Annotated in this window: 28 protein-coding genes; 1 reads left to right on the top strand and 27 read right to left on the bottom strand. The window is 51.0% G+C overall.

The window, feature by feature from the left end; genetic code table 11:
* Nucleotides 1–188: 188 nt before the first annotated feature.
* From DWW33_RS04985 to DWW33_RS04950, 7 genes are all read right to left on the bottom strand, one after another.
* Complete coding sequence (locus tag DWW33_RS04985; RefSeq protein WP_046438251.1) at nt 189–1871, bottom strand: recombinase family protein; 1683 nt, start codon at nt 1869–1871, stop codon at nt 189–191.
* Between the two features lie 118 nt (nt 1872–1989).
* Nucleotides 1990–2256 (bottom strand): DUF6870 family protein, encoded by a 267-nt coding sequence (locus tag DWW33_RS04980; protein ID WP_007884026.1) that lies wholly within the window; start codon nt 2254–2256, stop codon nt 1990–1992.
* A gap of 469 nt (nt 2257–2725) precedes the next feature.
* Nucleotides 2726–3136, bottom strand: coding sequence for a sigma-70 family RNA polymerase sigma factor (locus DWW33_RS04975; RefSeq protein WP_014080198.1), 411 nt, complete (start codon nt 3134–3136; stop codon nt 2726–2728).
* 580 nt (nt 3137–3716) lie between these two features.
* Nucleotides 3717–6227 (bottom strand): ABC transporter permease, encoded by a 2511-nt coding sequence (locus DWW33_RS04965; RefSeq protein WP_117536013.1) that lies wholly within the window; start codon nt 6225–6227, stop codon nt 3717–3719.
* A gap of 15 nt (nt 6228–6242) precedes the next feature.
* The gene (locus DWW33_RS04960; protein ID WP_005335790.1) at nt 6243–6908 is read right to left on the bottom strand and encodes an ABC transporter ATP-binding protein; all 666 of its coding nucleotides are present in this window, start codon (nt 6906–6908) and stop codon (nt 6243–6245) included.
* A 141-nt stretch (nt 6909–7049) separates the two neighbouring features.
* Nucleotides 7050–8081: a sensor histidine kinase gene (locus tag DWW33_RS04955; RefSeq protein WP_117461331.1), complete on the bottom strand. Its 1032-nt coding sequence runs from the start codon at nt 8079–8081 to the stop codon at nt 7050–7052.
* Nucleotides 8078–8761, bottom strand: coding sequence for a response regulator transcription factor (locus tag DWW33_RS04950; protein WP_117715286.1), 684 nt, complete (start codon nt 8759–8761; stop codon nt 8078–8080). Before DWW33_RS04950 ends, DWW33_RS04955 begins: the two co-directional genes overlap by 4 nt.
* Before the next feature lie 246 nt (nt 8762–9007).
* Here DWW33_RS04950 and DWW33_RS04945 point away from each other — a divergent pair, with 246 nt between their 5' ends.
* Nucleotides 9008–9367, top strand: a complete 360-nt coding sequence (locus tag DWW33_RS04945; protein ID WP_118638969.1) for a helix-turn-helix transcriptional regulator — start codon at nt 9008–9010, stop codon at nt 9365–9367.
* A 202-nt stretch (nt 9368–9569) separates the two neighbouring features.
* Here the strand turns inward: DWW33_RS04945 and DWW33_RS04940 are convergent, their stop codons facing one another.
* The 20 genes from DWW33_RS04940 to DWW33_RS04850 all read right to left on the bottom strand — a co-directional run bounded on the left by DWW33_RS04940 (nt 9570) and on the right by DWW33_RS04850 (nt 25964).
* Nucleotides 9570–10916 (bottom strand): relaxase/mobilization nuclease domain-containing protein, encoded by a 1347-nt coding sequence (locus DWW33_RS04940; protein ID WP_199650732.1) that lies wholly within the window; start codon nt 10914–10916, stop codon nt 9570–9572.
* Nucleotides 10917–11074: 158 nt separating this feature from the next.
* The gene (locus tag DWW33_RS04935; RefSeq protein ID WP_014080206.1) at nt 11075–11422 is read right to left on the bottom strand and encodes a plasmid mobilization protein; all 348 of its coding nucleotides are present in this window, start codon (nt 11420–11422) and stop codon (nt 11075–11077) included.
* A complete protein-coding gene (locus tag DWW33_RS15800; protein ID WP_172749916.1) occupies nt 11419–11583 on the bottom strand; it encodes a hypothetical protein in 165 nt (54 codons plus the stop codon). The genes DWW33_RS04935 and DWW33_RS15800 overlap by 4 nt, the downstream gene beginning before the upstream one ends.
* A 12-nt stretch (nt 11584–11595) precedes the next feature.
* Nucleotides 11596–12180 carry a hypothetical protein gene (locus DWW33_RS04930; protein ID WP_118638967.1) on the bottom strand — a complete coding sequence of 195 codons (585 nt, stop codon included), beginning with the start codon at nt 12178–12180 and terminating at the stop codon, nt 11596–11598.
* Between the two features lie 13 nt (nt 12181–12193).
* On the bottom strand, nt 12194–13153 hold the full coding sequence (locus tag DWW33_RS04925; RefSeq protein ID WP_118533129.1) for a hypothetical protein: 960 nt from the start codon (nt 13151–13153) through the stop codon (nt 12194–12196).
* A 179-nt stretch (nt 13154–13332) separates the two neighbouring features.
* Complete coding sequence (locus DWW33_RS04920; RefSeq protein ID WP_118638966.1) at nt 13333–13686, bottom strand: cysteine-rich VLP domain-containing protein; 354 nt, start codon at nt 13684–13686, stop codon at nt 13333–13335.
* Between the two features lie 177 nt (nt 13687–13863).
* Nucleotides 13864–14613, bottom strand: a complete 750-nt coding sequence (locus tag DWW33_RS04915; RefSeq protein WP_118638965.1) for a DUF4366 domain-containing protein — start codon at nt 14611–14613, stop codon at nt 13864–13866.
* Nucleotides 14614–14615: 2 nt separating this feature from the next.
* Nucleotides 14616–14867: a DUF4315 family protein gene (locus DWW33_RS04910; protein WP_118638964.1), complete on the bottom strand. Its 252-nt coding sequence runs from the start codon at nt 14865–14867 to the stop codon at nt 14616–14618.
* A 14-nt stretch (nt 14868–14881) separates the two neighbouring features.
* Nucleotides 14882–16600, bottom strand: a complete 1719-nt coding sequence (locus DWW33_RS04905) for a C40 family peptidase (protein ID WP_118638963.1) — start codon at nt 16598–16600, stop codon at nt 14882–14884.
* Nucleotides 16581–18941: a VirB4-like conjugal transfer ATPase, CD1110 family gene (locus tag DWW33_RS04900; protein ID WP_199650711.1), complete on the bottom strand. Its 2361-nt coding sequence runs from the start codon at nt 18939–18941 to the stop codon at nt 16581–16583. The genes DWW33_RS04905 and DWW33_RS04900 overlap by 20 nt, the downstream gene beginning before the upstream one ends.
* Nucleotides 18898–19287: a PrgI family protein gene (locus tag DWW33_RS04895; RefSeq protein ID WP_015563852.1), complete on the bottom strand. Its 390-nt coding sequence runs from the start codon at nt 19285–19287 to the stop codon at nt 18898–18900. Before DWW33_RS04895 ends, DWW33_RS04900 begins: the two co-directional genes overlap by 44 nt.
* Nucleotides 19288–19290: 3 nt before the next feature.
* On the bottom strand, nt 19291–19860 hold the full coding sequence (locus tag DWW33_RS04890; protein ID WP_330419803.1) for an MT-A70 family methyltransferase: 570 nt from the start codon (nt 19858–19860) through the stop codon (nt 19291–19293).
* Nucleotides 19861–19862: 2 nt separating this feature from the next.
* A complete protein-coding gene (locus DWW33_RS04885) occupies nt 19863–20642 on the bottom strand; it encodes a DNA-methyltransferase (protein WP_021738873.1) in 780 nt (259 codons plus the stop codon).
* Nucleotides 20632–21363, bottom strand: coding sequence for a septation protein SpoVG family protein (locus DWW33_RS04880; protein WP_003020333.1), 732 nt, complete (start codon nt 21361–21363; stop codon nt 20632–20634). Before DWW33_RS04880 ends, DWW33_RS04885 begins: the two co-directional genes overlap by 11 nt.
* Nucleotides 21364–21378: 15 nt before the next feature.
* The gene (locus tag DWW33_RS04875; RefSeq protein WP_087989534.1) at nt 21379–22245 is read right to left on the bottom strand and encodes a VirB6/TrbL-like conjugal transfer protein, CD1112 family; all 867 of its coding nucleotides are present in this window, start codon (nt 22243–22245) and stop codon (nt 21379–21381) included.
* Nucleotides 22246–22256: 11 nt separating this feature from the next.
* Nucleotides 22257–22469, bottom strand: a complete 213-nt coding sequence (locus DWW33_RS04870; RefSeq protein WP_044963257.1) for a Maff2 family mobile element protein — start codon at nt 22467–22469, stop codon at nt 22257–22259.
* A gap of 95 nt (nt 22470–22564) precedes the next feature.
* Nucleotides 22565–24400, bottom strand: a complete 1836-nt coding sequence (locus DWW33_RS04865) for a VirD4-like conjugal transfer protein, CD1115 family (protein ID WP_118047965.1) — start codon at nt 24398–24400, stop codon at nt 22565–22567.
* Nucleotides 24387–24776: a PcfB family protein gene (locus DWW33_RS04860; protein WP_442970214.1), complete on the bottom strand. Its 390-nt coding sequence runs from the start codon at nt 24774–24776 to the stop codon at nt 24387–24389. The genes DWW33_RS04865 and DWW33_RS04860 overlap by 14 nt, the downstream gene beginning before the upstream one ends.
* 133 nt (nt 24777–24909) lie before the next feature.
* The gene (locus DWW33_RS04855; protein WP_118638961.1) at nt 24910–25623 is read right to left on the bottom strand and encodes an antirestriction protein ArdA; all 714 of its coding nucleotides are present in this window, start codon (nt 25621–25623) and stop codon (nt 24910–24912) included.
* Nucleotides 25623–25964, bottom strand: coding sequence for a DUF7768 domain-containing protein (locus DWW33_RS04850; RefSeq protein WP_118638960.1), 342 nt, complete (start codon nt 25962–25964; stop codon nt 25623–25625). Before DWW33_RS04850 ends, DWW33_RS04855 begins: the two co-directional genes overlap by 1 nt.
* Between the last annotated feature and the right edge of the window lie 89 nt (nt 25965–26053).

The following is a 26053-nucleotide window of genomic DNA, read 5'->3' as shown; positions in this document are numbered from 1 at the left end:
CTTCTAACAGGTCTTATCATACATTCGTCCTTTCGTGAACACCCAGTTATTTTACACACAAAAATTACCAGCCGCATTCCATCCCTGTTTCATAATTTCATAGTATTTTTCTAAATTCAAAGGAGATACTTTTCTTATGATTAGCGCCTATTAGGAAAACACACTGTCAAAGGGGTTTGTAGCGGGGGTTAGCCCGCTACTGCGGTATCTTCCGTAGTGTTGATTTCAATGTACTCGGCAATCTTGCGGAGCTCGTCAGCAAATTTGAATTTCACGCTGATATTGCCGTTTTCATAGACCTTGATATAGTCCACAAGTTCAACCAAGATTTCACGGTTGAGGGCTTCAATGTTCTGATACTTCATAAAGGCTACCAGTGCAGGATGCTCATTGTCCACACCGTTTGCCAGTTCTGCGCGTTCAGCGTTCAGCCGGGTAAGCACCGCGGAAATATCAGAAGTCTGCCGTTCATAGTCAGCCTTCATATCCCGGTATTCCTGCTGGGTGATTTCACCGTCTTTCCAGTCCTGATAAAGAGATTGCTTGTAGCGTGTTATCTTTATCAGTTCCCGCTCTTTTGCAGCTATCAGATCGTCCAGTCGGTAAGACTGGCTTTTTTTGATTGGAGCGGAATTGATCTGCGTTACGATTTCTGAGTAGGAAACAGCTAAATGTACCTGATGCTGTACGGCGAACAGAACAGCAGCCTCCAGCCGTTCATGCTTGATTGAGTGCATGGTGCAGGCTGTCCGGGAACGGTTCTTGTAGGTTGAGCAAGAATAATATACATTGTTGTTCTTGCTAACGCATCGGGTAATGGCCCGCCCGCAATCGGCACATTTCAGAAAGCCGCTGAATAAATGTACCTCACGGCCTTTCGGGGAAGTACGGGTATCACGCTGTAAGAGAGCCTGTACCTTATCGAAAGTTTCATAGTCGATAATGGCCTCATGTGTTCCAGCCACTTCCACCCATTCCTCGCGGGGAACAGCTTCAATCTGGTGTACCTTGTAGCTTTTCACCCGGCTCCGGCCTTGGGCTAAGTCCCCGGTGTAGGTCGGATTGGTAAGAATGGAGTGGATCATGCGGGCTCCCCACATAGGATCGTCATACCCTCTTGTCGAAACAGGCAAGCCCTTTTGTACCTTGTAAGCCGAGGGGCTCGGTACGCCGTGTTCGTTCAGGTACAACGCGATAGCACGTTTTGATGACCCTTGAATAAGCATTGTGAAAATGAGTTTGACATTTTCAGCAGCATCGGGATCAACAATCAGCCTGTGCTTGTCCTTTGGGTGCTTTACATAGCCGTAAGGAGCAAATGCTCCGATATACTGGCCGTTGCGCCGTTTGTAATCAAATACCTGCCGGATCTTTTTGGAAGTCTGATAGCAGTAATTATCGTTCATCACGTTTGTAATGGGAACGATGATATTTGAAACGCTGTCGGGGTTCTTGTAGCTGTCCACATTCTCAGCAAGGCTGATAAAGCGAACACCCATTTGAACAAACAGGTTGTCGATCAAACTTCCGGCATCGCTATAATTTCGTGCGAAGCGGGACAGGTCTTTTACTATAACGCAGTTGATTTTACCACTCATGACATCCGCCAAGAGCCGTTGAAAATCTTCACGGTTAGCGTCCGTTCCAGTATGTCCGTCATCTACATATTCCGTGATACTTTCAAACTCGTCAATGTTGCGTCGGTAAAAATCGTTCAGTAGGTCACGCTGGTTCTTTACGCTGTTGCTATCGTCTTTTCCTTTTTTCAAATCTTCCTTTGAAAGCCGGATATAGATGCCCAGCCGCCAGCGGCGGATTGTGTAAGAGGGAGAGAAACTCTGCTGATACCCTCTGTTTTTTGCTCGTGCCATTGTTCCTCCTTCCCTATCACATTACACTTATATTATAACTCTGTCCGGGGAGGACAACAAGGATGCCTCCGCTTCGGGACACTTTGTCTCGAAGAAGCAAAACGAGCTGTAACCGAAGTTACAGCCCGCTTCTTTGCCGCAGCAGGAAATCCGTCAGCTTATCTTGGAGAGATGGCCCGCTTTCAGCAAATTCAATTTTCACGCCAACACCACCGATGCAAAAGCAGTATGGATTTTTGACAGTCTGCAAAAATCGAGAGATGCGCTCCTTTCGGGAAAGCGCATTGTCAAAGGTCATACCGCTCACATCAGGCAGGGACTCGGCAGCCACCGCGCCAATGTCAACGCTTCTCATTTGTTCAAGTTCCTGTGTAGTTAATTTCACGGTAAACCTCCTTCGCAGATTGATAGAACGCCTCCCGCTGTTTGGTGGGGAAACGCAACAGGCCAGCACCACCGGGATGCTGGCCTGTTGCCTTACTCCACCTTGGGACACTTTGTCTCGAGGTTTATTATAGTTTTTGAATATTAGAGAGCGCCGCACATATTTACTTGGCCTGTCCAAAGACAATCGTTATTTTCTGTGCGGCGCTCTCAACGCAAGTAAAGCGACAAGCCCGGAGGAACAGGCAGCCAACCTGTTCAGCGCCGGATCATGGCCTTGGGATGGCCGGGCCCATTTACAGTGTTGGTGTTGTTCGCTCAATCTCTTTTGGGAAATGTCACCGCGCACCCACCGTCTGGCTCCACGTACTTACTCAGGGTTGCCGTTATTCCCTCGCGTTAGGAAGAAAACCTCCTCTCATAAACCGAGACATTTTTTCATCAATTCCAAGTGGGTTAAGAAGAAAAAATCAAAAAGTTTTTTTCATGCGTTCAAGGCCACGCTTGATCGACTGGCGAATAGACTCCTCATGTACGCCCTCGGCCTCGGCAATTTCCTTAATCGACTTGCCAAGAATGATATGTGCGTCAATTCTGCGGCCCTGGATCTCCGGCAGAGAATTGAGAGCGTTCCACAGGCGAAGAAAGGTTTCCATCCGTTCAAGGAGCTCCTGCGGGGTCGGCTCATGCAGGCAAGCGGAATATTCAATCCCGTCATCGCAGTCCAGAGAATACTGCGCCTTGTGCCGGGAGAGCCGCCGCTGGTAGGCCATTTCATAGCGGGCATCGGCCTTGAATACCTCGGCCACCTCGTCAGAAACTTCGATAAGCTGATCCTGCGTGTACCAATAATAAAAATCTTTCAAATTGATAGTAGTCATCGTAAAATCCTCCATTTCAGTTTGTTCGGGGTTGGTCGGAAACGAAATGGAGCAACGGCGGAGAACGGCACCGCACCTCGGGACACTTTGTCTCGAAGTCTGGAAAGCAAAATGCGCCTGTGCGACACAAGGCCGCACAAGCGCACGAAAAAGTATTATCGGTTATGTACTGTTTAATTTCATGTTCAAAACCGGACTGCTCCGACGGAGGGGCTACGCTTTTTTTAGCTGGTGCAGATCACGCGAACAATGAAATAATAAAATGAACACGGCAAAATAACCTCCCATCGGCTACCGTGTCCCTACAAGTCGTCATTGGTTTGTGTAGACGCAAAGAAACGGCGGCTCTGAAAATCAAAGCCGCCGTTTCAAATGGGCGTGTTGATAGGCTGCTGTACGACGGCTTTTTTTCTTTTGCCGTCGTGCGGCAGCTTGTTCCTTTTGCGCTTATCTTAACAAGCAATCCTCACAGAAATGTCACTGACACACGCTGTTTCGACAGAATAATGGGCTGAAATCTCACGAACCTGTGAGATTTGAAAAACCGGGAGAATAATCTCCCGGTTTTCATCGCAAATATTTAATTCTGCCGCAGTCTCTCTACAACGCTTTGCTTAACATTTTGCATGAAAGTTATGACGGGGGTTGCCAAGCAGACCAGCAAAACAATAGCTGCGACAACCAACAGAGAAATTACAGGATAGTGAAAAGCTGCATAAGGAACCATTCTTCTAAAGGCTGAGTATATTGGAATATATATCGCTGTTCCCAGTGTGGCAAGCAGTAGGAAAGAAATACTCCAATAATACCCGCCTTCCCAAAGCAATACATTTCTAATTTGCTTTTTCGTCATTCCTATACTTTCAAGTGTTGCAAATTCATGTTTCCGAGTATTTACACTAACAACCATTGTGTTAATGAAATTCATAATTCCTATCAGCAAAAATACAGCGGACAACCCTGCGGCTATAATCCTTGAGGTCAGCAAATATCCGGCCATTTCTTGCTGCTTTTCATATCGTGACAGAATCGTAATGCCCGGTGACGAAGCAGTAATGGATTGAAGCTGCTCCATAATCCCTTTGTCATAACTGCTATCAATCGTATCAAAAGCAATCCGAAAGATTTTGGTTTCTCCAGACAACTTCTCTATTGCCTGCTCACTGATATACAAATCAGGGGCAGTACCTCTCTCATTTCCTCGACCACTCTGAAAATCAGCGTCCAGAAAGCCAGTTGCCACTGTAAAGACCTGTTCCCCGGACTCACCGACAACGGTGATTGCTTGCCCTGGCTGAATCAATAGGTTTCCCTCATCATCCGTCATAGCGGACAAAACCACCAACTCTCCCTTTTCAAAGGCGGTTAAGTCAATAGGCTTATCAAGCGTTTTATTAAGTTCTTCGATATATCTGGAATCTATTCCGTAAACGCCGCTCCAAAAATTATCTGTATAGTTTTTTCGTGTTTCCGCATTTGAAAAATCAAGACCTGATACGCCATCCAAGGAATCAATATATTTCCCGAATACATTTTCGTCGTAAATGACATCCATAGTGGGCCACGGTGAAGCAGAATAAGTGACGCGCAGATTTTCAATTCCCTGCATTGTTTCAATTTGCTGCAACATTTCATCAGAGAGCAGGTTTCCTTCTTCGGAAATGCTATAAGTCAATGCGAAATCACTTTCTCCCCATTGATTTACAAAATTGTCGGGACTTAGGCTTGATAGTAGACCAGCAGAAACCAAAAACAATATTAAGCCTAAAAATAAGGACGCAAAAGTAAGGAAAGCGCTTTTAGGGTTTCTAAAAATATTATCTCGTGCCATCCGAGATAATTTTGTTCTATGGCTCTTATGATCTCGGTAACTCCTTGTATTTGCCTCCGTATAGCGTGAAGCCGCAACAGGAGAAATACTTGCAGCTATTTTCGCTGGTTTCATGCTGCCGATGATTGCAGTAAAAAATGTGAAGATTGCGGCACCCGCAAAAATAATGGGGGAAAAGGACACTATCTCCCCAAGGTCTGTATCGCTTGAGTACATCATATTCATGGCAAACGGAACAAGTCCAAGCGAAACAATACCACCGACAATCAGGCCGCTGGGAATACCGATCACCGCCGTTCTGAATATTTGAGAACGCACGATCCGCTTGATTTGTCTTTTTGTCGTGCCTATCGTTTTAAGCTGTCCATAGAATTGTGTATCTCTTGAAATTGAGATATACAGAATGTTATAAATCAGCAAATAGCCGCTGATAATGATAAAGACGATAATAGCAGCCAGTGGAAGAACAATGGTGGTGGAATTGCTCTGAGCAATAGGTACAATTTCAAAGGACTGACTTTCTGTAAACGAAATCTTCCGTTTTAGTTTTTCACAGGATCGCAGGGCATTACTGTCATCAGAAAAAGAAATCATTGCGGTAGACACACTATCAAAGGGAAGCCCTGTTTGTGTTGCAAAAAGCTCCGAAACATAAGCGGCACCACGGTTGCCTGCACGTGAAGCCGAATAATCTGTGTAATAGCCCGACAAAACAAATTCATCGGAGATATATTGATAATCTGTTCCGAGTTGATAGGAAAGGGAAATATTCATCCCTATCTGTGGATCATCAATCCCCATTGCACGCAAAGCCCATGTAGGGAGCATAATTTCATTTTTTGCTTGCGGATAATCTCCGTGTATATCCGAAATTGTTGGTACACGGTGTTCTTGCCATTCTGTTTCGTCTATCCAAGTAATACTCAGCAGGGCATCGTCCATTCCAGATGTATCAATGCTGCCCAATCTCTGACTGACACCAACTACGGATACCAAGCTGGATCGGCTCAATTCTTCATATTGTTCTTCTGAGAGGCTTGTAATTGCCACATCCGCAGTCGTGCCCATCGCACGAATTTGCTGCATTTGATAGGTTTCAAAATAACTGCACCCCAAACTAAATACAGATGTAATCATAAAGGCGGTCAAGAATAATGCGATGGTAACGAAAACATTTCTCTGCTTATTAGCGCGGTAGCTTCTTTTGGCAAGACGATTGATTGTTGCCTGATTATTGTTCCCAAATAAAATATCATCCATCAATGTCACCCCCTGTCACTGTGCGATTTTTCCGTCCTCAATACGGATAATTCGGTCGGCAAGCTGGGCAATTTCATTGTTATGGGTAATCATTACAAGCGTTTGATGGAACTTCTGACTTGTAACTTTCAGCAAACCAAGAACATCACTACTTGTCCGGCTATCCAAATTGCCTGTCGGTTCATCTGCAAGTATAATAGCTGGTTTGGAAACAAGGGCGCGGGCAATCGCTACACGCTGCTGCTGGCCGCCGGACAGATTGTTAGGCATACTGTTCAGCTTCCCATCGAGAGCCAACATTTTCACGACTTCATCCATAAACCGCTTGTCCACGGTATCACCATCCAGCTCCACCGGCAGGACAATATTTTCATAGACATTCAGCACAGGAACAAGATTGTAATTCTGAAAGATAAACCCGATGTTACGTCTGCGGAAGATGGTAAGCTGTTCATCCTTGAGTTTCGATAATTCTTTCCCTTTTACTTTAATACTGCCGGAAGTTGGCGTATCTAACCCGCCCATCATGTTCAGCAAAGTAGACTTACCGCTGCCGGAAGTACCAACAATGGCAACAAATTCACCTTCCTCAATGGATAGGGTCACGCCATCCAATGCTTTTGTAATGTTCGGTTCGGTGCCGTAATATTTCTTCAAATCTGTCGTTTGTAATATGTTCATATAGAACACCACCCTTTCTTTTTGATGGCTCTATCATAAAAGGTAAACCTCACAGAAATGTCACGGGAAACAAAATACCTCTGTTTAATTAAATCTCAAATGTCATAGGCCTGTGACATTTTGTTTTTTAGCGTACTTATTTTATTGTCGAGGCAGAAAGACGGAAAAAGTTGAACCCCTCCCAACCTCGGATGTTACCCGGATATAACCGCCTTGCAAGGTTACGATCTCACGAGCCAGATATAGACCAATACCAATTCCATCTACATCATGTACGATGTCCTCTCGATAGAAACGCTTGAAAATTGCTCCCTGATGCTGTTCTGAAATGCCAATGCCTGTATCTGCAATGTCGATTTTCACATACATTTCCCAACTTTCAACCGAAACACGGATTTGACCGCCCTCCGGCGTATATTTCACTGCATTGTCCAAAATATTGAACAGTGCTTCGCTTGTCCATTTTCTGTCATGGGAAACGACCAAGTTCTCCGGGCAGTCCACTTGAACATTGATCTGTTTTTTCTCGGCGTTCAGAAGAATACCTCCCAATGCGGCGGCAAGCGTGTCATAAAGCGGCTGGCTTTTCTTTTCCAGAGAAATAACACCTGTTTCCAAACGAGAGGTTTTAATCATAGCCTGCATGAGAAAATCCAGTTTATCAAGCTGGCTGGCCTGTGCCGTTAGAAACTCTTTTTGTTTTTGCACAGGGACTTCATTTTCAAGCAGAGTGCTGTTAATCATTTTCAAGTTCGCAATCGGGGTCTTGACCTGATGGGAGATGTCGGAAATCAGTTCTTGCAGGTCAGCCCGTTCTTGTGCAATGCCGTTCTTGTTTTCCTGCATGACTTCATATAAACGGTTCAGCCGATATTCAATTTTATAGAAAAGACTTTCTTCTTCCACAGTCTGTTTCGGCTGCATATTCCCGGATAACATATCATCCATTAAACTGCAAAAAGCATCGGAGAACATTGCCAGTTTGCGGCGAACCAGCACCATAAAACAAACAGCGCAAACCAGCACAAAAATGCCGAACAATAATACATACCAGACAGCGGTTATATTTTGGGTCAGCCCATACAAAGCTGCTGAAACCGTCCCCATTGCCACCAGCAGGAGAACAGCAAAAAAGATACAGGCTTTGTTGACGGAAAGTTTTCGCACATTCATTTCAGCACTCCTCCGATCCACATATAGCCCATACCATATACCGTTTTGATATACTGACGGTCAGGTGTTTCGATTTTGTTTCGTACCCGGCTGATCGCCGCAGTCAGAGCGTGTTCATCCACAAAATTTCCGTCTGCGTCCCACAGCTTTTCCAACAAGACTTGCCGGGTCAAAACAATCTGCGGATTTTTCATCAGGATTTTCAAAAGTCGATATTCCAGTGGGGTGAATGTAAGTGACTTTCCTGATAGAGTAGCACTCATTTCTGAAAAATTGATGGTCAGTGTGCCATCCTCATAAGTATCACCACCATATTGTTTTGTCAGCCTACCCAGCACTACCGCTAATTTCTTTTGAAAGACGCTCATAGGGAAAGGTTTTGTCACATAATCCTCTGCGCCCAGTTCATACCCTTTGAGCATATCGCTTTCCATATCATTTGCGGTCAGAAAAATAATAACGGTATCAGGGCGACGCTCTTTTATTTCCCGGCAGAAGTCAAAACCGTTCCCGTCCGGCAAATTTACATCCAGCACAATCAGGTCATAGTCCTGCTTTGTCAAGAAACTACTGGCCACTGATTTTGTCAGTGCAGAATCAACCGTATAGCCCGCAGTATTCAAGTTATAGCATAAAGTATTATTCAAAAGCCGATCATCCTCGACTACTAAAATTCGCATGGTATCACACTCCTTCATTTTCAGTATAGCACCCAAATGTCACAGAAACCTCACAATATTTCTGATTTTATTTTAGATACCAACCTCTGATCTTCGGGACAAATTGTCCCAAAGTTATAGGTATATTGTACCTCACATTTCCGCGATCATCAATTTTGCGTATGTGAAATTAAATAGTCAGTAGTATGAAATACACAGTCGTTCAAATAATATCACATGAAATGTAAAATCATATCAGGTGATGTTATGAAGATAGAACGAGATGAAAGACGATTTGATTTTCACGATATAGGGCTTGCCATCAAGCGGGCTCGGGAGGCCAGCGGGATGACACAGGAGCAACTGGCCTATATTGTTGACCGGGCTCCCCGTACCATTATGTATAACGAAAATGACGGTCAGCACCCAAGCCTCAACACTTTTTATCAGATGGTCACAATGTTTGATATATCGGTAGATCAATACTTTTACCCGTCCAAAAACAAAGGAAGCGAGTGCAGAAAGCGGATTGATGCCATGCTGAACTCCTTGGACGAAAAGGAACTGAAAATCGTTGAAGCCACGATCCAAGCGATGAAAGCATCGAAAGAAACGGAGGAAACGTAAAAGAAAGCGTAACCTCCGTTTTTTGCGCCATGTAGCGGAAGCGCACGAAATGGCAAGCAATTCGGGTGTGGCCACACTCCGAAATTTTTGCAGGGCGCAGGGCCCGCAAAAATGCTTGTTGGGGAGCTCCCCAAACCCGCTATACTTCGGGACAAATTGTCCCAAAGTCCCGGTGCGCTGCACCGTAGTCTGCGGCCCGTCACTATCGTTCCTGTGCCTTATTCTCACGCTCGTCCGTTATGCCGAGCAGATGATCAATGTTCGCTTTTATTGCCACGGCCTCCCGCATTTGCCGCTGGGCCTCCCGGTATTCTGCATAAAGCTCTTTTTTCTGTTCTGCCAGCTCACGGCTGGATTTTTTTAGTGCTTCAATCTTAGGGAGCTTTGCGCCGTTCAGTATGGTGTTCATGGTATCTTTTGCCGCCCGGTAAGTGGCAAGCTCTGCTTCATGCTGGGCCAGATACTTTTTGCTGTACCGCGCAGCCTTGTACCCATCGAATACCGGGCGGGTCTTGGCATAGTCCACCGTGGCAGCCATCAGCTCCGAGGTTTTGGAAAGAGCCTCCTCCGTTGTGCGGAGCTCGTCAGACAGCTTGTGAAAGTGATCCACAGCAGCCTCGGTGCTGGCCGTCAGCGCCGCATAGTCTGTCAGATGATGCTCCTGCAAATACTGGAGCGCGGCAGCCATCTGTTTTAGGTTGTAGACCTTGGCCCATCGTTCATAGGCCGGGCCCTTGCCCTGGGTCATACGCTCTTGAATGTCGATGATGAGATTAACTCGCCGTGGCGGAACCGTGGTCTCCTCTGTCAGCTCAGGGAGTGGACGTTCCCCGGCAATTACTGCCTTGATGTCCTCCGGGTCAAATCCGGCTCCCAGTGTAGAAGCCCGGAGCCGAGTCGGTTTTTCCTGCCCGGGCGCAAGGAATGAGATGACACCGCCGCGTCCCTGTTTCACCGAAAAGCCGGACTCCTCCATGAGACGAAGAAAGTCGGCAAAGTCCGTGGGCTTTTTCTCCAAAGTGGCGAGAACAGCCAGCCGCACCCGCTGCTTGGCAGAGGGTGGCTTTTCTCCGATCCACTGTCCATAGTGGAGAAAACGACCCTTGCTGTGCTGGCACGGATTTTGGATAACAGACAATTCATGTTCGATGCACACGCGGTCAGAGAGCCTCCGCAGGGCAAAGGACGAACCAATGAAATTATGGAATTTCCGGGAGCGGTCAAAGGCCGTTGCATTGAAATAAATGTGATTGTGAATATGGGCCTTGTCGGTATGCGTACAGACGAAGAACTGATACTTTCCCTTTGTCCAGCGCATCGCCGTTTCATAACCGATACGATTTGCTTCTTCCGCCGTAACCTCCCCGGGCAGGAACGCCTGTCGGATCTGAAAGAACAGTGCCCCGCGAGATACGGCCCGGCCTGTCTCTGCATGGTATTGACTTTTTACCAGAAGAAACTCGGCGGGAGCCGTGTTCGGATCGCAGAGATAGGAAGATACGGCTCCCAGCTTTTCCGGGTTCAGACCATAGGTGAAACGATCCTCCATCGTTTGAATTGCACTTTTTCCCGCCGCTGTTTTATAAGGGCGGATGTAGGTGGTCGCCGTAAAAATCCCTCCTTCCGGCAAACAGTATTTTTACTTTGGGACACTTTGTCCCGAAGTAGAAAAAGCCGGGGAGTGGTATCAACCACTCCCCGGATGGATCAGAGCTCTACCAGCGCGGAGAGCTGTTTCAAGAGATCAGACAGCGGCCCCCACAAAGCGGCATAGTCCCGCTGTAAGGCTGCGAGTTCTTCGGGATAAATTGCGCCGTAGGTGTTGGCCTGAATTGCCACTTGGTTCAGATTGTTGGAGCAGCGCCGCTGGAGCGAAACCAGCTCACGAACAGGCGAAAGGTCAACATGAAGCACATACCCACTCAGGGCCATTTTCCGCATATAGGCTCCCATGTTACGGATGCCAGCCTCCGCCATACGTTCTTGAATCAGGGCCTGCTCCTCCTCCGACACCATCACATGAAGATGGATCGGACGACGGCGTTTCTTTGTCATCGCTCCTCACGCTCCCGGCTGCGGCAGGCGCGGGGCGGCTCCTTTACCTTATCCAGCGGCTTTTCCTGTTCGTCTGCCGGAACGGGGCGCGGCAAATGAAATTCACGGTGCAGGCGCAGCGCCTCCAGTACAGACAAATCCTGTTCACGTTTCTTTTCCATATACGCACCTCCTTATCTATCGCCACGGTCAGGCTGCCTGCGCTGGGGAGCCGGAGCCGCCGAGCCGCGATCTGCCTCCGCCAACTTTGCCGCGTTTTTCATCTGCTCGGCAATCGGACGGGGTCTGTCGGGATTATCAGGCGCAGGACGTAGCTCATAGTCGGATGCCTGTTTTTCTGTCAGGGGGCGGGTATAGGTAAGATAACCCCAAGCCAAGAACGAGCCATTTTCCACCGGGACGCGCTGATCGTAATTGAAAATTTCATCCGGCTTGTTATAGGGCGGCTTCGGGAATGTCCCGATGTCCACAGGCCGCTGGGTCGAATAATACTTGTAAAGACCGGGAGCCTCGGTCTGCCTGATCCCCACGTTATAAATACGCTGATAGTCCTGCACCCGGTCTGCAAAATCCTGTTCCATCGCGGTGCGGTCATTTCCATAGTGACCCCATTCGTACTGCCGCTGGCCGTCCTTGTCATCATAGCAGGCCCATGTGACATAGCGGGATGGCGCAGTGGGATGTTCGCCCAATGCAAATCCCCGCCCATTTTCCAGCATGACCGCCTTCAAAATAGCATAGCCTTGATTTTTGTCCATAGTACACCTCCCATCATCGAGACATTTCTTTGTTTTCTCTTTTCACAAACGGCTGGAGCTGATAGGGGCTTGTACCGTCCTCGGGTCGCAGAAAGTCTATCCGGGCCGCAGCACGGATGGCGTTCTGGTTAAGCTGCCGCTGCCATGCCCCTTGGCTGGGAGCCCACTTAAAGCCGTTGCTTTTCAGTTCCTGCCGCTGATCGGCATCGGGCTTTTCCTCAAAAATAAGCTGCAAACGGTTTTCAGCCTCGTTGATTTTGGCCTCACCTCCGGGGAATGTCCAGCCAGCAAACTCGGAGCGGCTGCTCAGTTCCTCAATGCGCTGGCGCACACGGCGGATGTTGGCGTTGTTGTTGGAAAGCAGATAGGTGGGGTACGGCTTGCTTTTATCCAAGTGCCATGACTGCGTCATATCTGCTTTGAGCTTTTCTGCCTGCTCCGGCGTAAGCTCCGGGCAGCCGTCCAGCGTTTTGTGTTTCCGAAAATACGCATTGACCGCCTTCATGGTGGCCTGCTGGAACTCCAGCCCCTCCAGCTTTTTTGTCAGCTTTTCCACGGCCAGATCATCGTCTGCGCTGATCCCGCCCATACCAACAGAGCGGATTTTATCAAGCAGTTTTGAGATCTCCGCATACTCTCCATAGTTGCGATCCCGGGCGGCGTTCTGCTTGTGCTTTTTTGCCACAGGGAAATTACCGCCCCCGGAGATCAGAATAGAGGGCACCCGGGCATCAATCACATTGCGTTCATTCAGATTTTCCGCAAGTTTCCGGGCATAGCGATCCACCAGCGCGTCAATCTTATCATGGTACATTGGATCGACACGGGCTTTCTGGCGTTCCGCCGCTGCATACGCTTCATCGACCATTGCCCGGTAGCCCGCCGTAGCGGAGCCCGGCTGATAGTCGGAAAAGCTGTTCATATCTTTTGCCCGCTTTGCGGCTTCTTCGTTGATCGGATAATATTTCGGCATAGTACCTCCTTCCACAAAAGCCGGAACTTTGGGACAAATTGTCCCAAAGCCCCGGCAGCTAAAATGTTGACAGCATCTCACGGAAACAGGGGCGGACGTAGAAACATACGCCTCCCGCAGAAAAGGGCCTTAAAAAGCCTTGTCACAGGCGGGTTTGGGGTGTCCTAATTGTCAACACATCAGCCCCGCTTTTTTCGCATATATTCTCGCTGCTGTCTGCGGTGTGCCGCCTTTGCACAGGCCGCCGAACAATAGGTTTGCCGTCCATCAGGAGCCACGGCTCTGCCGCATACCGGGCAAGCCTTGAAATCCGGCCTTGACCCCTCTGCCAGCAGCGCAGCCTCCAGCGCCGGATCAAGGGGCAGAACTGCCTCGCGGAAGTAGCGGCAATAAGCCCCCGTCCAGCATTTTCCAAACATATAGCACTCGCAATCCAGCGGCAGGCAGCCGCAGTCCCGGTCATAGTTGGCACACCATTTTGACACCAGCCTGCGGATTGCCGCTTTTTCTGTCCGGGTCAGTTCTCGGCCCACAGCATCACCTCCCGTTGCCCGGTGGTTTGAGCTGCTCCCGGTAGCAGAACACGCAGCCAATCCCACGCCAGTAAGGGCAGCCGTCACAACGGGAGCCCTTCGGCGGCAGGCTGGGCGGCACACCCTTAAAGTAGCTTTTTTCTTTCATAAATCCCTCATAGGGGTTGTTGGTAAATCTCATTCATTATCCTCGCTTTCGGTATCGTCCTCGTCCCAAGGCGGCCCATCGTCCTCGGAATCGTCATAATCAGCCAGTTCCTCACTGTAATCTTCTTCGGGTACAGCAGCTTTTTCATGCTTCAGGCGGTAAATTTTGAAGTACCAGCCTGCACCGCCGCCCAGAACAGCCACTGCCAAAATCAGCAGAAGCATCCCGGTATTGCTTTTCTGCTGGGGCTCGGGTTCCGGCTCCTCCGCAGGTTCTGTCACCGGAGCGGGTTCAGGAGCCGTGCCAGCACACTCGGTCATGTTGACCGCGCAGACCTCGCAATCCGTATGGATGGCTCCGGGCGCACATTTTTCTGTGCAGGAGCAGGCCGGAAGCTCTCCTCCAGCGGCCTCCAGTGCCGCCAGCAGATCGGCTTCATCCACCATGTTCAGAAAGTAGGTGTGATACTGTTCGCCGTCCTCGTCCACAGGCTTGTCATAGTCAATGACAATGTAAAAGGTGTTGCCGCCGCTGGTTTCTACCGTGATGAACTGTTTGTTGGTTGCGGCATCGTAGAGCAGATCGCGGGTCACAAGGTTTCCATCCTCCGAAAAGCCCTCGCCCGGGGTAATGGTAGGCGCTGGCTCCGTGGCCGGAGTTTCTTCCACAACAGGCGGTTCCTCATTCCCGCCGTCCGAATAGGCATAGGCCGGGATTGCAAAGCCGCATAAAAGAACGGCGGAGCAAAGCCCCGCCGCCAACATACGAAAGTGTTTCATATTCAGTTTTCCTCCTTTTCTTCTTCGGACTTCGGGACAGTTTGTCCCAAAGTGCCGCCGTCCTTCAGCTTCTCAAACAGCAGCGGGAGCTCCGTAAGGGAAATGCTCATGCCACGCACAATGTCCACGATCTCGCTGTTTTCTGCCTCCAGCTTTTTCTGCTCCAGCTCCTTGAGCCGGGCCTGCTGTTCACTGATTTTGGCCTTGACCTTATCAATCTCGGCCTGAATTTTCATGCTTTTGGTAGTTGCCATTTCAAAACCTCCTGTCACGGTAAACGCCCGTAGGCGTAAAAATGAGATTGCCAGTAGCTTGTATTCAAATTTGCGTAGCCGATGGGATCTCCACAATGCAGCATTTTTCCGTCACCGACATAAATCCCGCAATGGCTCACGCCCGGTGTGTCATAGGTGCCTTTGAAGAAAACCAAATCACCGGGTTTGGGAGAGCTTGTTGGCGTACAGATGTTATAGAGCCCCTGGGCTCCCAGCCTGCCCACATTCCAGCCGGAGTGATTGATGACCCACGAAACGTACCCCGAGCAATCAAAGGAAGTGGCAGGAGAACTGCCGCCCCACACATAGGGATAGCCGATATATTTCTGTGCTTCGGCAAGCATCGCGGCAAAGGTTTCATCGTCCAGATATTCTCCGGGCACTTCGTAATCACCGGGTTTCCCGGTAATATACTTGTTCAGATAGGGAGAATCCGGGAACAGATCAGGGCGGTTCCCCAGCGTTGCCATATAGATGGCATATCGGGAAAGCTGCTCCTCGCCCATAACGTACACAGGTACATGGGACAAATCAAAGTTTTCCAACGTGACCGTACAGATGTAATAATCGTAAGGCACCTGATAGGTGTCCGTATGGGAGTTGCCGTCCTCGTCCGTCCATGTGTCGGTTTCTGTGCGATACCGGGTTTCCACCACCACATCCTCCGTGAGAATGTACTGGCGGTCAAACAGCATTTGCAGTGTTCCCTGTACTTCGTCTATTGTCCATTGCCCCTCATGGAGCGCACACAAAAGAGAAAGCAGCACATAGGGGTCATGTTCGATTTCGTCCAGATCGAAGTGGTATTCGTCATAGTCATGGGTGCTTTCATAGGTGTCCAGATAATGCTGCAAATCATCTTCCAGCGCACAGTAGGCAGCTTCGGCGGCCAGCATATCCCGATCCTCGCAAGGATAGGTGCTGGCCCCTAATGCACCGGCCCCGGCGTTCCCCAGCATAAGCATGGTAGAGGAACAGGACTGCATAGCAAACAGGAGTAACACACAGAGCACCGCAACCACGGCACCTGCGGGATGACTTTTGACAAATTCCACTGCCCGGGCGGTCAGGCGTTCTGTGGCTGTGGCAGTTTTCCCAGCCGCAGCCGCGCCCTGCTTTGCAGCCTCCTTTGCCTGCTTGCGGTATTGCCTGCGAAGCCGTTGCTTTTGCCAGTAGCGGGTAAGGGCATTTTTCGTCAGCTCCGGGTGCTCCTGTGCGGCGGTGTGAAAATGGTAGTCCGCCGTGTATTTGGTATAGCGGGCCTCGGCCTTGCGTACCACTTTTGCCGGATGTTCCCGGACTTTACGGCGCACAAAGCGGGAGCCGTGCCGCAGCGCGGTTTCTCCCACAAGCTCAGAACGGTGTGCGCCTTCCGTGCCGACATTTTCCTGTTCCACTTCAAAAATCTTGCCATGCACGAAGCTGTGAACGGAACCGCTGGCAACACGGCCTATGCGTTTTACCGGGCCGGGCTTTTTCGGCGGCTTTTGCTTTGCCAGCTTCTCCCGGGCCTGTTCCAGTTTTTCGCCTTGGGACTCCATGTGGAGCTTTGCCGCCGCAGCCTGTTCCTGCTGGCTCTTTTTGCGGAACTTGGACTTCGGGACACTTTGTCCCGAAGTGTCGGAAGCCTCCGGCCCGGGCTGTTCCCCGTCAGGGGCGTGGGCGGTCTGCGACCAAGCCTCCTCCTTGGTCTTATTCGTTTTTCGTTTCATTCTTCATATCCTCCGGGCGGGTAGTCAGCAGGTCATAGATTTCTCCGCGAGGGAACCGATCCACAAACGGAATGGTTACATTTCCATAGAACAACAGCCCCTCGCCGGAATTGCTGTGTGTGATATAGGAAAGCTGATGCTCGGAAATACCGAGCTGTTTTGCCAGAATGGTACGGTCACTCTGCGCCTGCGAAAGCAGAATCATAAAATCCGTGTTGTCCAGAATGTTCTCGATTTCCCGGCTGGCCAAAAGGTCTTTGACGTTCTGCGTCAAAGCAGACGGCACACATCCTTTTTTACGCAGCATTTTCCAGACTGCCACAAAGTAGCTGGCTGTCAGCGGATCGCGGAGCAGGATATGAAACTCGTCAAAGTAGCACCAAGTCGCCGCACCCTCGTGGAAGTTCTGATCCACCGCCTGCGAAACAAACTCATTTGTGATGTGCATTGCAATCTTTCTAAGGTTTTCGCCCATGTTTTTCAGAACGATGCACACCACACGGCTGTCCGTCTTGACGTTGGTAGGATGGTTAAAGAGATTGAGGGAGCCTGTGCAATAAAGCTCTAAGGCAGTTGCCACGCGCCGGGCTTCGGGCTCCGGCTGGCGTAAGAGCTCTTCGTACAAATCCTGTAACAGCGGTGTTTTTGCAGTTTCCAGTCCGAGCGCCTGTTCCCGGTACACCAAACGCACACAGCGGTCAATGACCGTCTTTTCAATGGGCTGCAAGCCTTCCTTGCCGCCGACCACCAGCTCGCACAGGGACAAAAGAAAATCCGCCTTCATGGAAAGCGGGCTTTCTCCGGCGGCCATATTGAGCTCCACATCCATCGGATTGAGGTGGTGCGGGCTGTCCGGGGCAATCTCGATCACCTGGCCGCCCAGCCTTCGCACCAGCGGAGCGTATTCGCCCATCGGGTCAACCACGATGATCCGATCCTGCGGGATGGTGAGAAACACATTCAAGAGCTCACGCTTTGCAGCAAAGCTCTTGCCGGAGCCCGTAGAACCCAAATACATCCCGTTTGCCGACTTCAGCTTTTTGCGGTCAGCCATGATGACATTGTGAGAAAGTGCGTTCATGCCATAGTAGAGGGCCTGCCCCGCCATGCGGAGCTCCCTTGTCATAAAGGGGATAAAGATGGCTGTGGAGCTGGTTGTCATACCGCGCTGGATTTCTACCTCGTTGTAACCAAGGGCCAGCGAAGAAACAAATCCCTGTTCCTGTTGCCAGTCCAGACGGCGCAGAGCGCAGTTGTATTTCTGCGCGATGCCGCCCACGGTAAACACATCGTTTTCCAGCCGCTGGCGAGTAGGGGCAAGGTTTACCACCGTAAAGGTCAGCAGAAACATTCGCTCATTGCGGGATTGCAAATCAGCCAAAAGCTCCGCTGCGTCCTTGCTGAATGTGATCAGGTCAGGGGGAAGAATATCCGGGTCATAGCCGGAGCGCACAGCCTTTCTCTGTTCCTCTACTTTCATTTTTCCGATGTCCGAGATTTTCCCCTTGATGGTCTTGATTGCCTTGAGCTGATCCACGGTCTGAATGTGCATGGTCACAGTCATTTCTGCATCCAGCTCCAAGATTTCCGCCAGCAGCTTATCCGAAAGCTCTGATGCCATAATCTGCAAGTAGGACATCGCGCCCCAATACTGGCCGATACGGAATGTTCGGGACTGGCGGAAGTCGAGACTGTCCGGGGCAATAAAGTCTTTTGTGCCGAGCCCGGTCTGCGGGATGTCTTTCCACGAAAAGCGGAACGCCTCGCGGCTCCCCGGATGCATCTGGCTATGAAGCAGCGCAAGGCGGGCCCGCCCGTCCATAGGCTCCGAGGGAACGCCCAGCCGCTTAAAGTTTCCCATGACATCGGCCTCCACACGCTCCAGACGGGGCCGTGCCTCCGCAATCCCCTCGGCGGGTATGCCAAAGGTGATGTATTTTGAGCGTTCAATGCCGTTATTGCTTTTGGCAATCTGATTTTTCAGCATCCCGGTAAACTCGTCCCGGACGCTGTTATAGTTGTCATCCGCTTTCGGGATATTGACCTGATAGCGGCTGCGGGAATGAGAACGGCGGTTGATAAAGGAAAGCTGGAACGGCAGCGAACTGTCAAAGTAGTTGAGGAATGAGCTCCATCCGCTGAATATGGCGGTCTGATCCTCGGTGGATGCCACGGAGTAATTGATGTCCTCATATTCCACGGTTTTTGTATAGAGCCCGCCCGGGAGCTTGCACACACCGTCCGGGTGCATGGACAGATACGGGATTGTCTGCTGAGCAGACAGGGTCGCCCGGCCTTTACCCTTGGCGGCGGCTCCGTTTTTCTTCTTTGTGTTTTTCAATCACATCCTCCTTTCCAGCGCCCGGCCCGGCAAAGGGCGCATAAATGTTTTCGGTTCGGTAGGCCCTGATCCCCGGCCTTAGAAACTTGGCCCGGATGATGTTTCGCACAACCTTTTCAAAGGGCAAGCCGTCCTTTTCATACATCGCCAGCAGGAACGCCGGGAGCATAATTCCCAGCATGAGAAACATCGCCCCGGTATTGCCGAGGGTGCCACGGGTCAGCAAATAGGCCGGAATCCCCACCGCGCCCGCGCTGCCGAAGCAGACAAGCTGGCGTTTGGTGAGGTTGAAAGCCATCTTTGTTTTGATTTTGGATAAATCGTTTGGTACGTTTACATAGGGCATAGATCACACTCCTTTCTGTACTTCGGGACAATGTGTCCCAAAGTCCGGGATGGTTGGTGTTACTTCATTTCCCCATACAGCCCAGCCGGGCGGGGTCTGCCTGGCAAAGAGCTCCACGCGGGGCAGATCGCCCATCAGGGAAATGATTTTGGCGCGGGCCTCGTCCGGCTTTTTGCTATGGGCTTCAATCGGGGAAATGATGAATTGATGAATGTTGGCAGCCTGCCGCTTTGGATGTCCCTTGGTTGCCAGCAGGCAGATTTCCGCGTTGCCCCTTGTCCAGAAGCCAAGGCCGTAAAACCAGCTATCCGCCTTCTTGTTCTTTTTCAGCCAGACAAAAGCAACGGATTTATAGTTGAAGCCCCAAGCCTCGATCAGCCGGAGCGCCTCCGGGAGCTGCGGGAAAGTGGCCCATAAAAAGAGTGCGCTGTCCGGGGCTGCAAGATCAGCCACAGGCAACGCACATAACTCCTCAATGCTCATAGTGGGATAATGGTTTTCCGCCGCGCCCTGTACTTTCTTAGCCGAGTAGCGCCAAGGGGGATCGGCGTAAATGATAGAATACTGCTGGATAATTACACTCCTTTCTCGCCAGAACTTTTTACTGCCTGCGCCGCACGAATACGCTCACTGGCTGCGGCATAAAAGGCCGGGGCCGTTTCAAAGCATACAAAGCGACGTTCTGTGTTGATAGCTGCAATCGCGGTTGTGCCGGAGCCCGCGCAAATGTCCGCGACCAATTCGCCGGGGCGGGTATAGGTGCGGATCAGATACTCACAAAGCTCCACGGGCTTCTGTGTGGGATGGATGCCGCCGGACACCGTAGGCACAAAAAGCACATTTCCGGGATAGCGGCGACCATCGTTGGACTCTGAGCCCTGCCGTTCAAATTTCCCATAGTTGGAGCTTGTACCACTTCGGGAATGAACACGGGTATATGGCTTGCCGTAAGTAAACTGTGGATTGTAGACCGGGGACTTTTGGTAAAACACCAAGATGTTCTCGGACTTCTTCAGTGGAGCCCGGTTTGCATTGAGAAAGCCCGTTCCGCGCTCTTTGTACCAAATCCACTCATAGCGGAGCATGGCGAGGTTGGATGCGCCCAGCACCTTGTCAAAGGGGCACTGTGCGAAAAACAGCACTGCGCCATTCGGCTTGACCGCCCATTTCACCGCCTCCCACAGCTCCGGGAGCGGCAGGGGCACATCCCAATAATTCCGGGTTGTGCCGTAGGGCGGATCAGTCAGCAGCATATCCACGCTATGTTTTGGCAAAGAACGCAGGCCCTCGATGCCGTCCATGAGAAACAAGCCCTCCTTCGGGACACTTTGTCCCAAAGTGCGGCTATCGGTCATTGCGGGCCTCCTTTGCTTTGGCAGGTGCAGGCCGGGCGGCATTTTCTTTTCCAGCTTGTTTCGCGGCCTCGGCCATCTGCTCCTTGATCGGGGCAGGCCGTACCGCCTGGGCCCGTGCAACAAGCTGTTCCACCGCCGCATGATACGCCTCCACACCAGCCGCATTGATCCGTTCCTGTGTGGCTCGGTCAGGAATCCGAACCGTAGCCCGGTATCCCGTCCGGCTGGCAGGATCAGGTTTAGAGGGAGCGCCGAGGAAAATCCCGTTTTTCCCGTCCACAACCTTAAAATCGTCGATGACCACACCGCCAAAATTGACGCTGGCGAAGCCGATCAGTTTTCCCTGCGGCTCAATCGGGCGGACAGATACCGTGATCGGAACAACCGCCTCCTGCAAGACAGCATCTGTCCGCATTTTTACTGCCTCATCAATGCTAACGCCCTTGACTTCTGCAAGCTCCGCGATGGGAGCATCAAACAGCCAGCGCCGTTCCTCCGCAGCAATCTGCTCCGGGGTCAGCAATACATCGTCTTTCTTACTCAGATAAAATTCCTCCTTTCCGCTTGCCGGAGCAGGCTGGGCGGGGTCGTCCATCAACTCTTTTCTTTGCAGGACGGCCTCTGTTTCCGCCATAAAGCGGTAAGCGTCTGCCTCAGTAAACTCCTCCGGCGTTTTTCCATTCCATAAGCGCGTTCCGTCTGCCCCGTATCTTCTCGGCATAAGCACCACCTCCTGTTAATGAGCGCCAAAGATACGCTGGGCAATGCTCCCGGTCTTAAAGAGCATGAAGCAAAGCAGAACCGTGTAGCCCACAGTTCCCCAAATCGCCCCGATGGGATCGCCGCTTGTTGCGATGCCTTGAATGAGCACCGCGTAAATTGCAACACATACAAGAATCAGCAGCCCTTGAAAGCCCACGGCAAACAGGGACTTGATGTAGTTTTGCCCGGTGCCACCAAGCTCCCGGTTGGAAAGCGTAGCAACGGGGATGGGGGCCAGACTGGTCAGCAGATAGATTTCCAGCATCCTGCCATACACCAAAACGAAAATGATAATCCCCATCGCCTTCATCGTGAAGCCAATGAGCGCAGACTGCAGCCACAGCCCCAAAAGCGGCCCCAAGTCCATCGCCTCCAGCGAGGTTTCCAGTTCGGCAAGCATATCCGCCGAAACATCGGTAGAGCCTTGAATGAGCCCGCCTGCCTGCGCGATGACGCTCTGCGAGACATCGAACACGGCCATGACGATATTGAATGTGTTTGACAGGATCAGGATTGCACAGGCTGTTTTGAACATCCATTTATAGAGGTTCGCAACGTCAACCTCGTGCATATTGTTCTTTTCCAAAAGCATCTGTATGAGCTCATAAGTGGCAACAAAGGTCAGCACCATTCCGGCAATCGGCAGGATCACCGTTTCGGAAAGCTGTCGGATCAGGGAGAAAACCCCGGCGTGCCACGCCGCCGGGGTAGTCCCTACCTGTGCCGCAATCTCTCCGACTTGGGTATTGACGGTATCAAAAAGACCTTCGAGGTTCCCCATGATCCCGCCAATCAGAAGCTCTTTGAGCCAGTTTGTGAGCCAGTCGGTGAGAAAATCCATAAGCGCCTACCTTAAAACAGGCCAGACAGCAGAGGGATCAGTGTTGTGCCAATGACGATGATGCCGCCGCCCGCCATGAGCTGCTTCATGCCCTGGGACTTGGAGCCCGGGTTATCCGAGCCGTAGCCCTCCAGCAGATTAACCACGCCCCACACGCCAAGGCCAGCACCGAGAGCAATAACGAGGGTCTGTAAAGTGTCGATTGCAGATGAGAAAAATGCCATATAAGCCTCCATTTCTCCGGGATTTTCCCGGTAACAAAAAAGCCGCCCTTGCAGGCGGCAGGTTACAAACTTCGGGACACTTTGTCTCGAAGCGTTTATGCAAAGGCGTCTGGATCGTCGATGTCATCATAGTTGAGGATGTCCTCGTCCTCTTCTGTGAGCGCATCGTCCGGCACAGTCACCTCATACATCGTACACGCCTCGTTCAGACCGGGCCGCCTGCGGCGGTTAATGAGCCTGTCGAGGTCAAAAGCGTTTTTCTGTTTATCGGCCTCCGCCGTATAACGGTAGTTCGGATGCCGTTTCAGATCATACTTGGGAGAGAAGAACGGGGGCAGGCCCCGAAGCTGCAAAATACATTTATCTCCCGGCATGGTTGCAAGTTCGGCTGGGGTCATCAGTTCCCGGCCCAGTCGCTGGGTATTTTGACTGTAGCTTTCCGACTGACCACGGGAGCGGCTGTCAGTCTGCATACTGATTGTGGCTTTTCCCAGCCAGTTTTCGGATATTTCCTTGATGGTGCTGGCTTCGCGGCCACCGAGGAACACCACGCTATCCATGTTGCCGAGGATTGTCTCGGCGTGTTTATCGTAAATGGCCTTGCACTGTGCCAACTGCTGATATAGCAGGCAAAGACTCACCTCGCGGGAGCGGATAACCGCGACCAGCTTTTCAAGCTGGGGCACCTGTCCCGTGTTGGCTGCTTCGTCCCACAGCACCCGTACATGGTGCGGCAGGCGGCCACCGTGAACATTGTCCGCCCGTTCACACAGGAGGTTGAACATCTGCGAAAATGCCAGCGCCACTAAAAAGTTGTAAGTCTGCGTGGTATCGGAAATGATGAAGAATACCGCCGTTTTCCGATCTCCGATGCGGTCAAGCTCCAATTCGTCATAGGCCATGACTTCACGAAGCTGCGGGATGTCAAAGGGAGCCAGCCGCGCACCGCAGGAAATCAAAATGCTTTTTGCCGTCTTGCCGCTGGCCAATTTGTACTTTTTATACTGTTTGACCGCGAAGCAATCCGGCTTGCGCTTTTCAAGTCCGGCAAACATATAGTCCACCGCGTTCATAAAGTCCTCGTCATCCTCCTTGACCTCCATGCCGGAAATCATATCCACAAGGGTATTCATGTTCCGATCCTCGGCAGGCCCCTCGAAAATGATGTAGGCAATCAGGGCGCAGTACAAAAGCGTTTCCGATTTTGTCCAGAATGGATCGCCTTCCTTGCCTTCGCCCTTGGTGTTGGAAATCAGAGCATCCACGAATTTCAGAATATCGGCCTCGTTGCGGATATACGCCAGCGGGTTATAGTGCATGGATTTTGAAAAATCTATGCTGTTGAATACCTTGATTTTGTACCCGCGTTTTTGCAGGAAAGCTCCGACCTGTCCCAGCACACCGCCTTTGGGATCGACCACCACATAAGAGGAATGAGCCTGTAAAAGCTGGGGCGTGAGCCAAAAGCGGGTTTTGCCGGAGCCGGATGAGCCGATAATACAGCAATTCAGGTTTCGGGCATTTGCCGGGATTTTAGGGCGGGTGTTCATCGTGAGAAACTCCGTCCCGGTCAAAATCACGTTGTTTTCAAACTTCGGATCGACAAACGGTTTGATGTCTTTTTCCGTTCCCCACCGGGCGCTGCCGTATTCTGCATCCCGCCGAAACTTCTTAGCGTTCTTGCTTTTGAAATAGATCAGCAGCCGGAAACCAACTGCGCCTACAATACCGACAAGCCAATCCAGCGGAACAAGACCGGGTGCAAAGTCAGCAAAGGCCGGGCCAATCGTCTGGCCCAGCCCGATGAGCTTATGTGCAAAATCGTTACCCGCCGCCAGCCGGTAGGCTGTCCCCAGCTTGAGGAACGCCCACAGGATGAACAGATAGGGAATGTTCGGAATGAGATATTTTCTGATCTTATCTGTCCTCATGGGCCACCTCCTTTGCACGTTCTTTTTGTTTCGGCTTTTCTTTGGAAAGCTGATCTGCCGCCTGTTTCAGTTGTTCCCGGATGGGAACACGGTTCGATTTTGCTTTGCTTAACACCTTCCGGGAATACTCAGAAAAGCAGGCGGTCATTGCGTCTGCCTGTCCAGCCTTGAAAAACAGCAGGTATTTGTCCGATCCGGTTTTATAGAACGCATAGTCCACATTCCATTTCCGGGCCACGCGGTCAAAGGACTTGGCATCCCCGGATAGCTCAATGCTGTTTGTGGCTGTGCCGTGGGCCATGAGCTTTCGCACACTTTGTTTGCCATGTGGTACTTGCCGCCCACGGTATGCCTTGCGGATCTTCCGACCCACCATGCCCAGCACATACGCCAGTCCCCGCGCCGTCAGCTTGGTCGTTTTTACAGATATGGCTATCGTGCGCCGGGAAATATCTTCATCAATCAGTTACACCGCCTCCTTCCTTGGGACAATTTGTCTCGAAGTGCCATCACCGATCCCCACGGTCTTTTTTCTGCATTTGACGGTAGCCCTCCAAAGAAGAACCGTCTATGATTTTCTGATAAGCCGCCATCTGCTCCCGAATCGAGAACTTCGGGAAAGAGAACACCTTATGTTCCTTGGGAATATCCTGCAAGCTGTGATACACTTCCACGAAATGATCGCTTTCTTTGACAACATAGCCGCCCGGAGCAAAATGGCCGTTTTCGTGGATGCAAGCATCCCGGCCATACGCCTCATAATCGAAATACGGTTTTACCTGATCCGGCACATCCAACATTTCCAGATCGTCCACATAAATACGCCCCAGCGTTTCCTCATCGGATACGCCGGGGTAAAAGCCGTAACAGTCCAGATTTTGTGTCAGATTGATGATGTCCCGCACCGAAGAACAGTGATCGCCACTGTCGAGGACGGCCTCCAGTGTTTCCAGCTCCGATGAGGTAAGCTCGGAAAGCAGGCAGGCCAGATGATTAAGCTCGTCCAGATTTTCATACTCGCTCAAATGGTCATAGAGCCCCAGCACATCCCCATCGAAAGAGGTAATAAAAATTTCCTGATAGCGGACGCCATCCACGCCGATCCGTTTCAAGAGAGCCTCCACATCCTGGGCGGTTGTGGGAAATTTCAGTGTTTCACCCACAAGCTGGCCTTCGCTGTACTTCCCGGCGTTGGTAACGTAGGCTTCAAACAGGGTCGCCATCAGCGGCGGCCCTGTCCCTTGACGGTCAGGATACCCTCAAGGGTGGTTGCCGTAATTCCCAGCCGCTGGGCCACGGCAATATCATTTTTCATGGCTTCGGTCATACTGTGCCCGCAGACAACCAGCACATGAGAACGGCGGAGCAGGTCACGGCTCATGTCGATGCCGCTTTTATGCTCCTCGGGAACAGCATCGTTGAGAAACAGGGACAAGTACAGGGGCGGGCAAATAGGAGAAAAGCCTGCCTCATACACGGTGCGGCAATACTGCGCCGCCAGTTCTGCGTTTTCGCTATCGCCGCCGAGCCATGCAGCGGTGATATAAGCAAGGGGTCGTTTCATCGTTCATACCTCCGATATTTTAATAAGAAAGTTCAACCCAAACCCCACGCCCTTTCCCAGTCTTGGGAAAGGGGGCGGCTCTGGAGGAT

Origin of the sequence: Roseburia sp. AF15-21 (assembly GCF_003479505.1) — a bacterium.
GTDB lineage: Bacteria > Bacillota > Clostridia > Lachnospirales > Lachnospiraceae > Roseburia_C > Roseburia_C amylophila.
The sequence above is the reverse complement of the archived record's forward strand: the minus strand, read 5'-3'. Positions and strand labels throughout refer to the sequence as shown.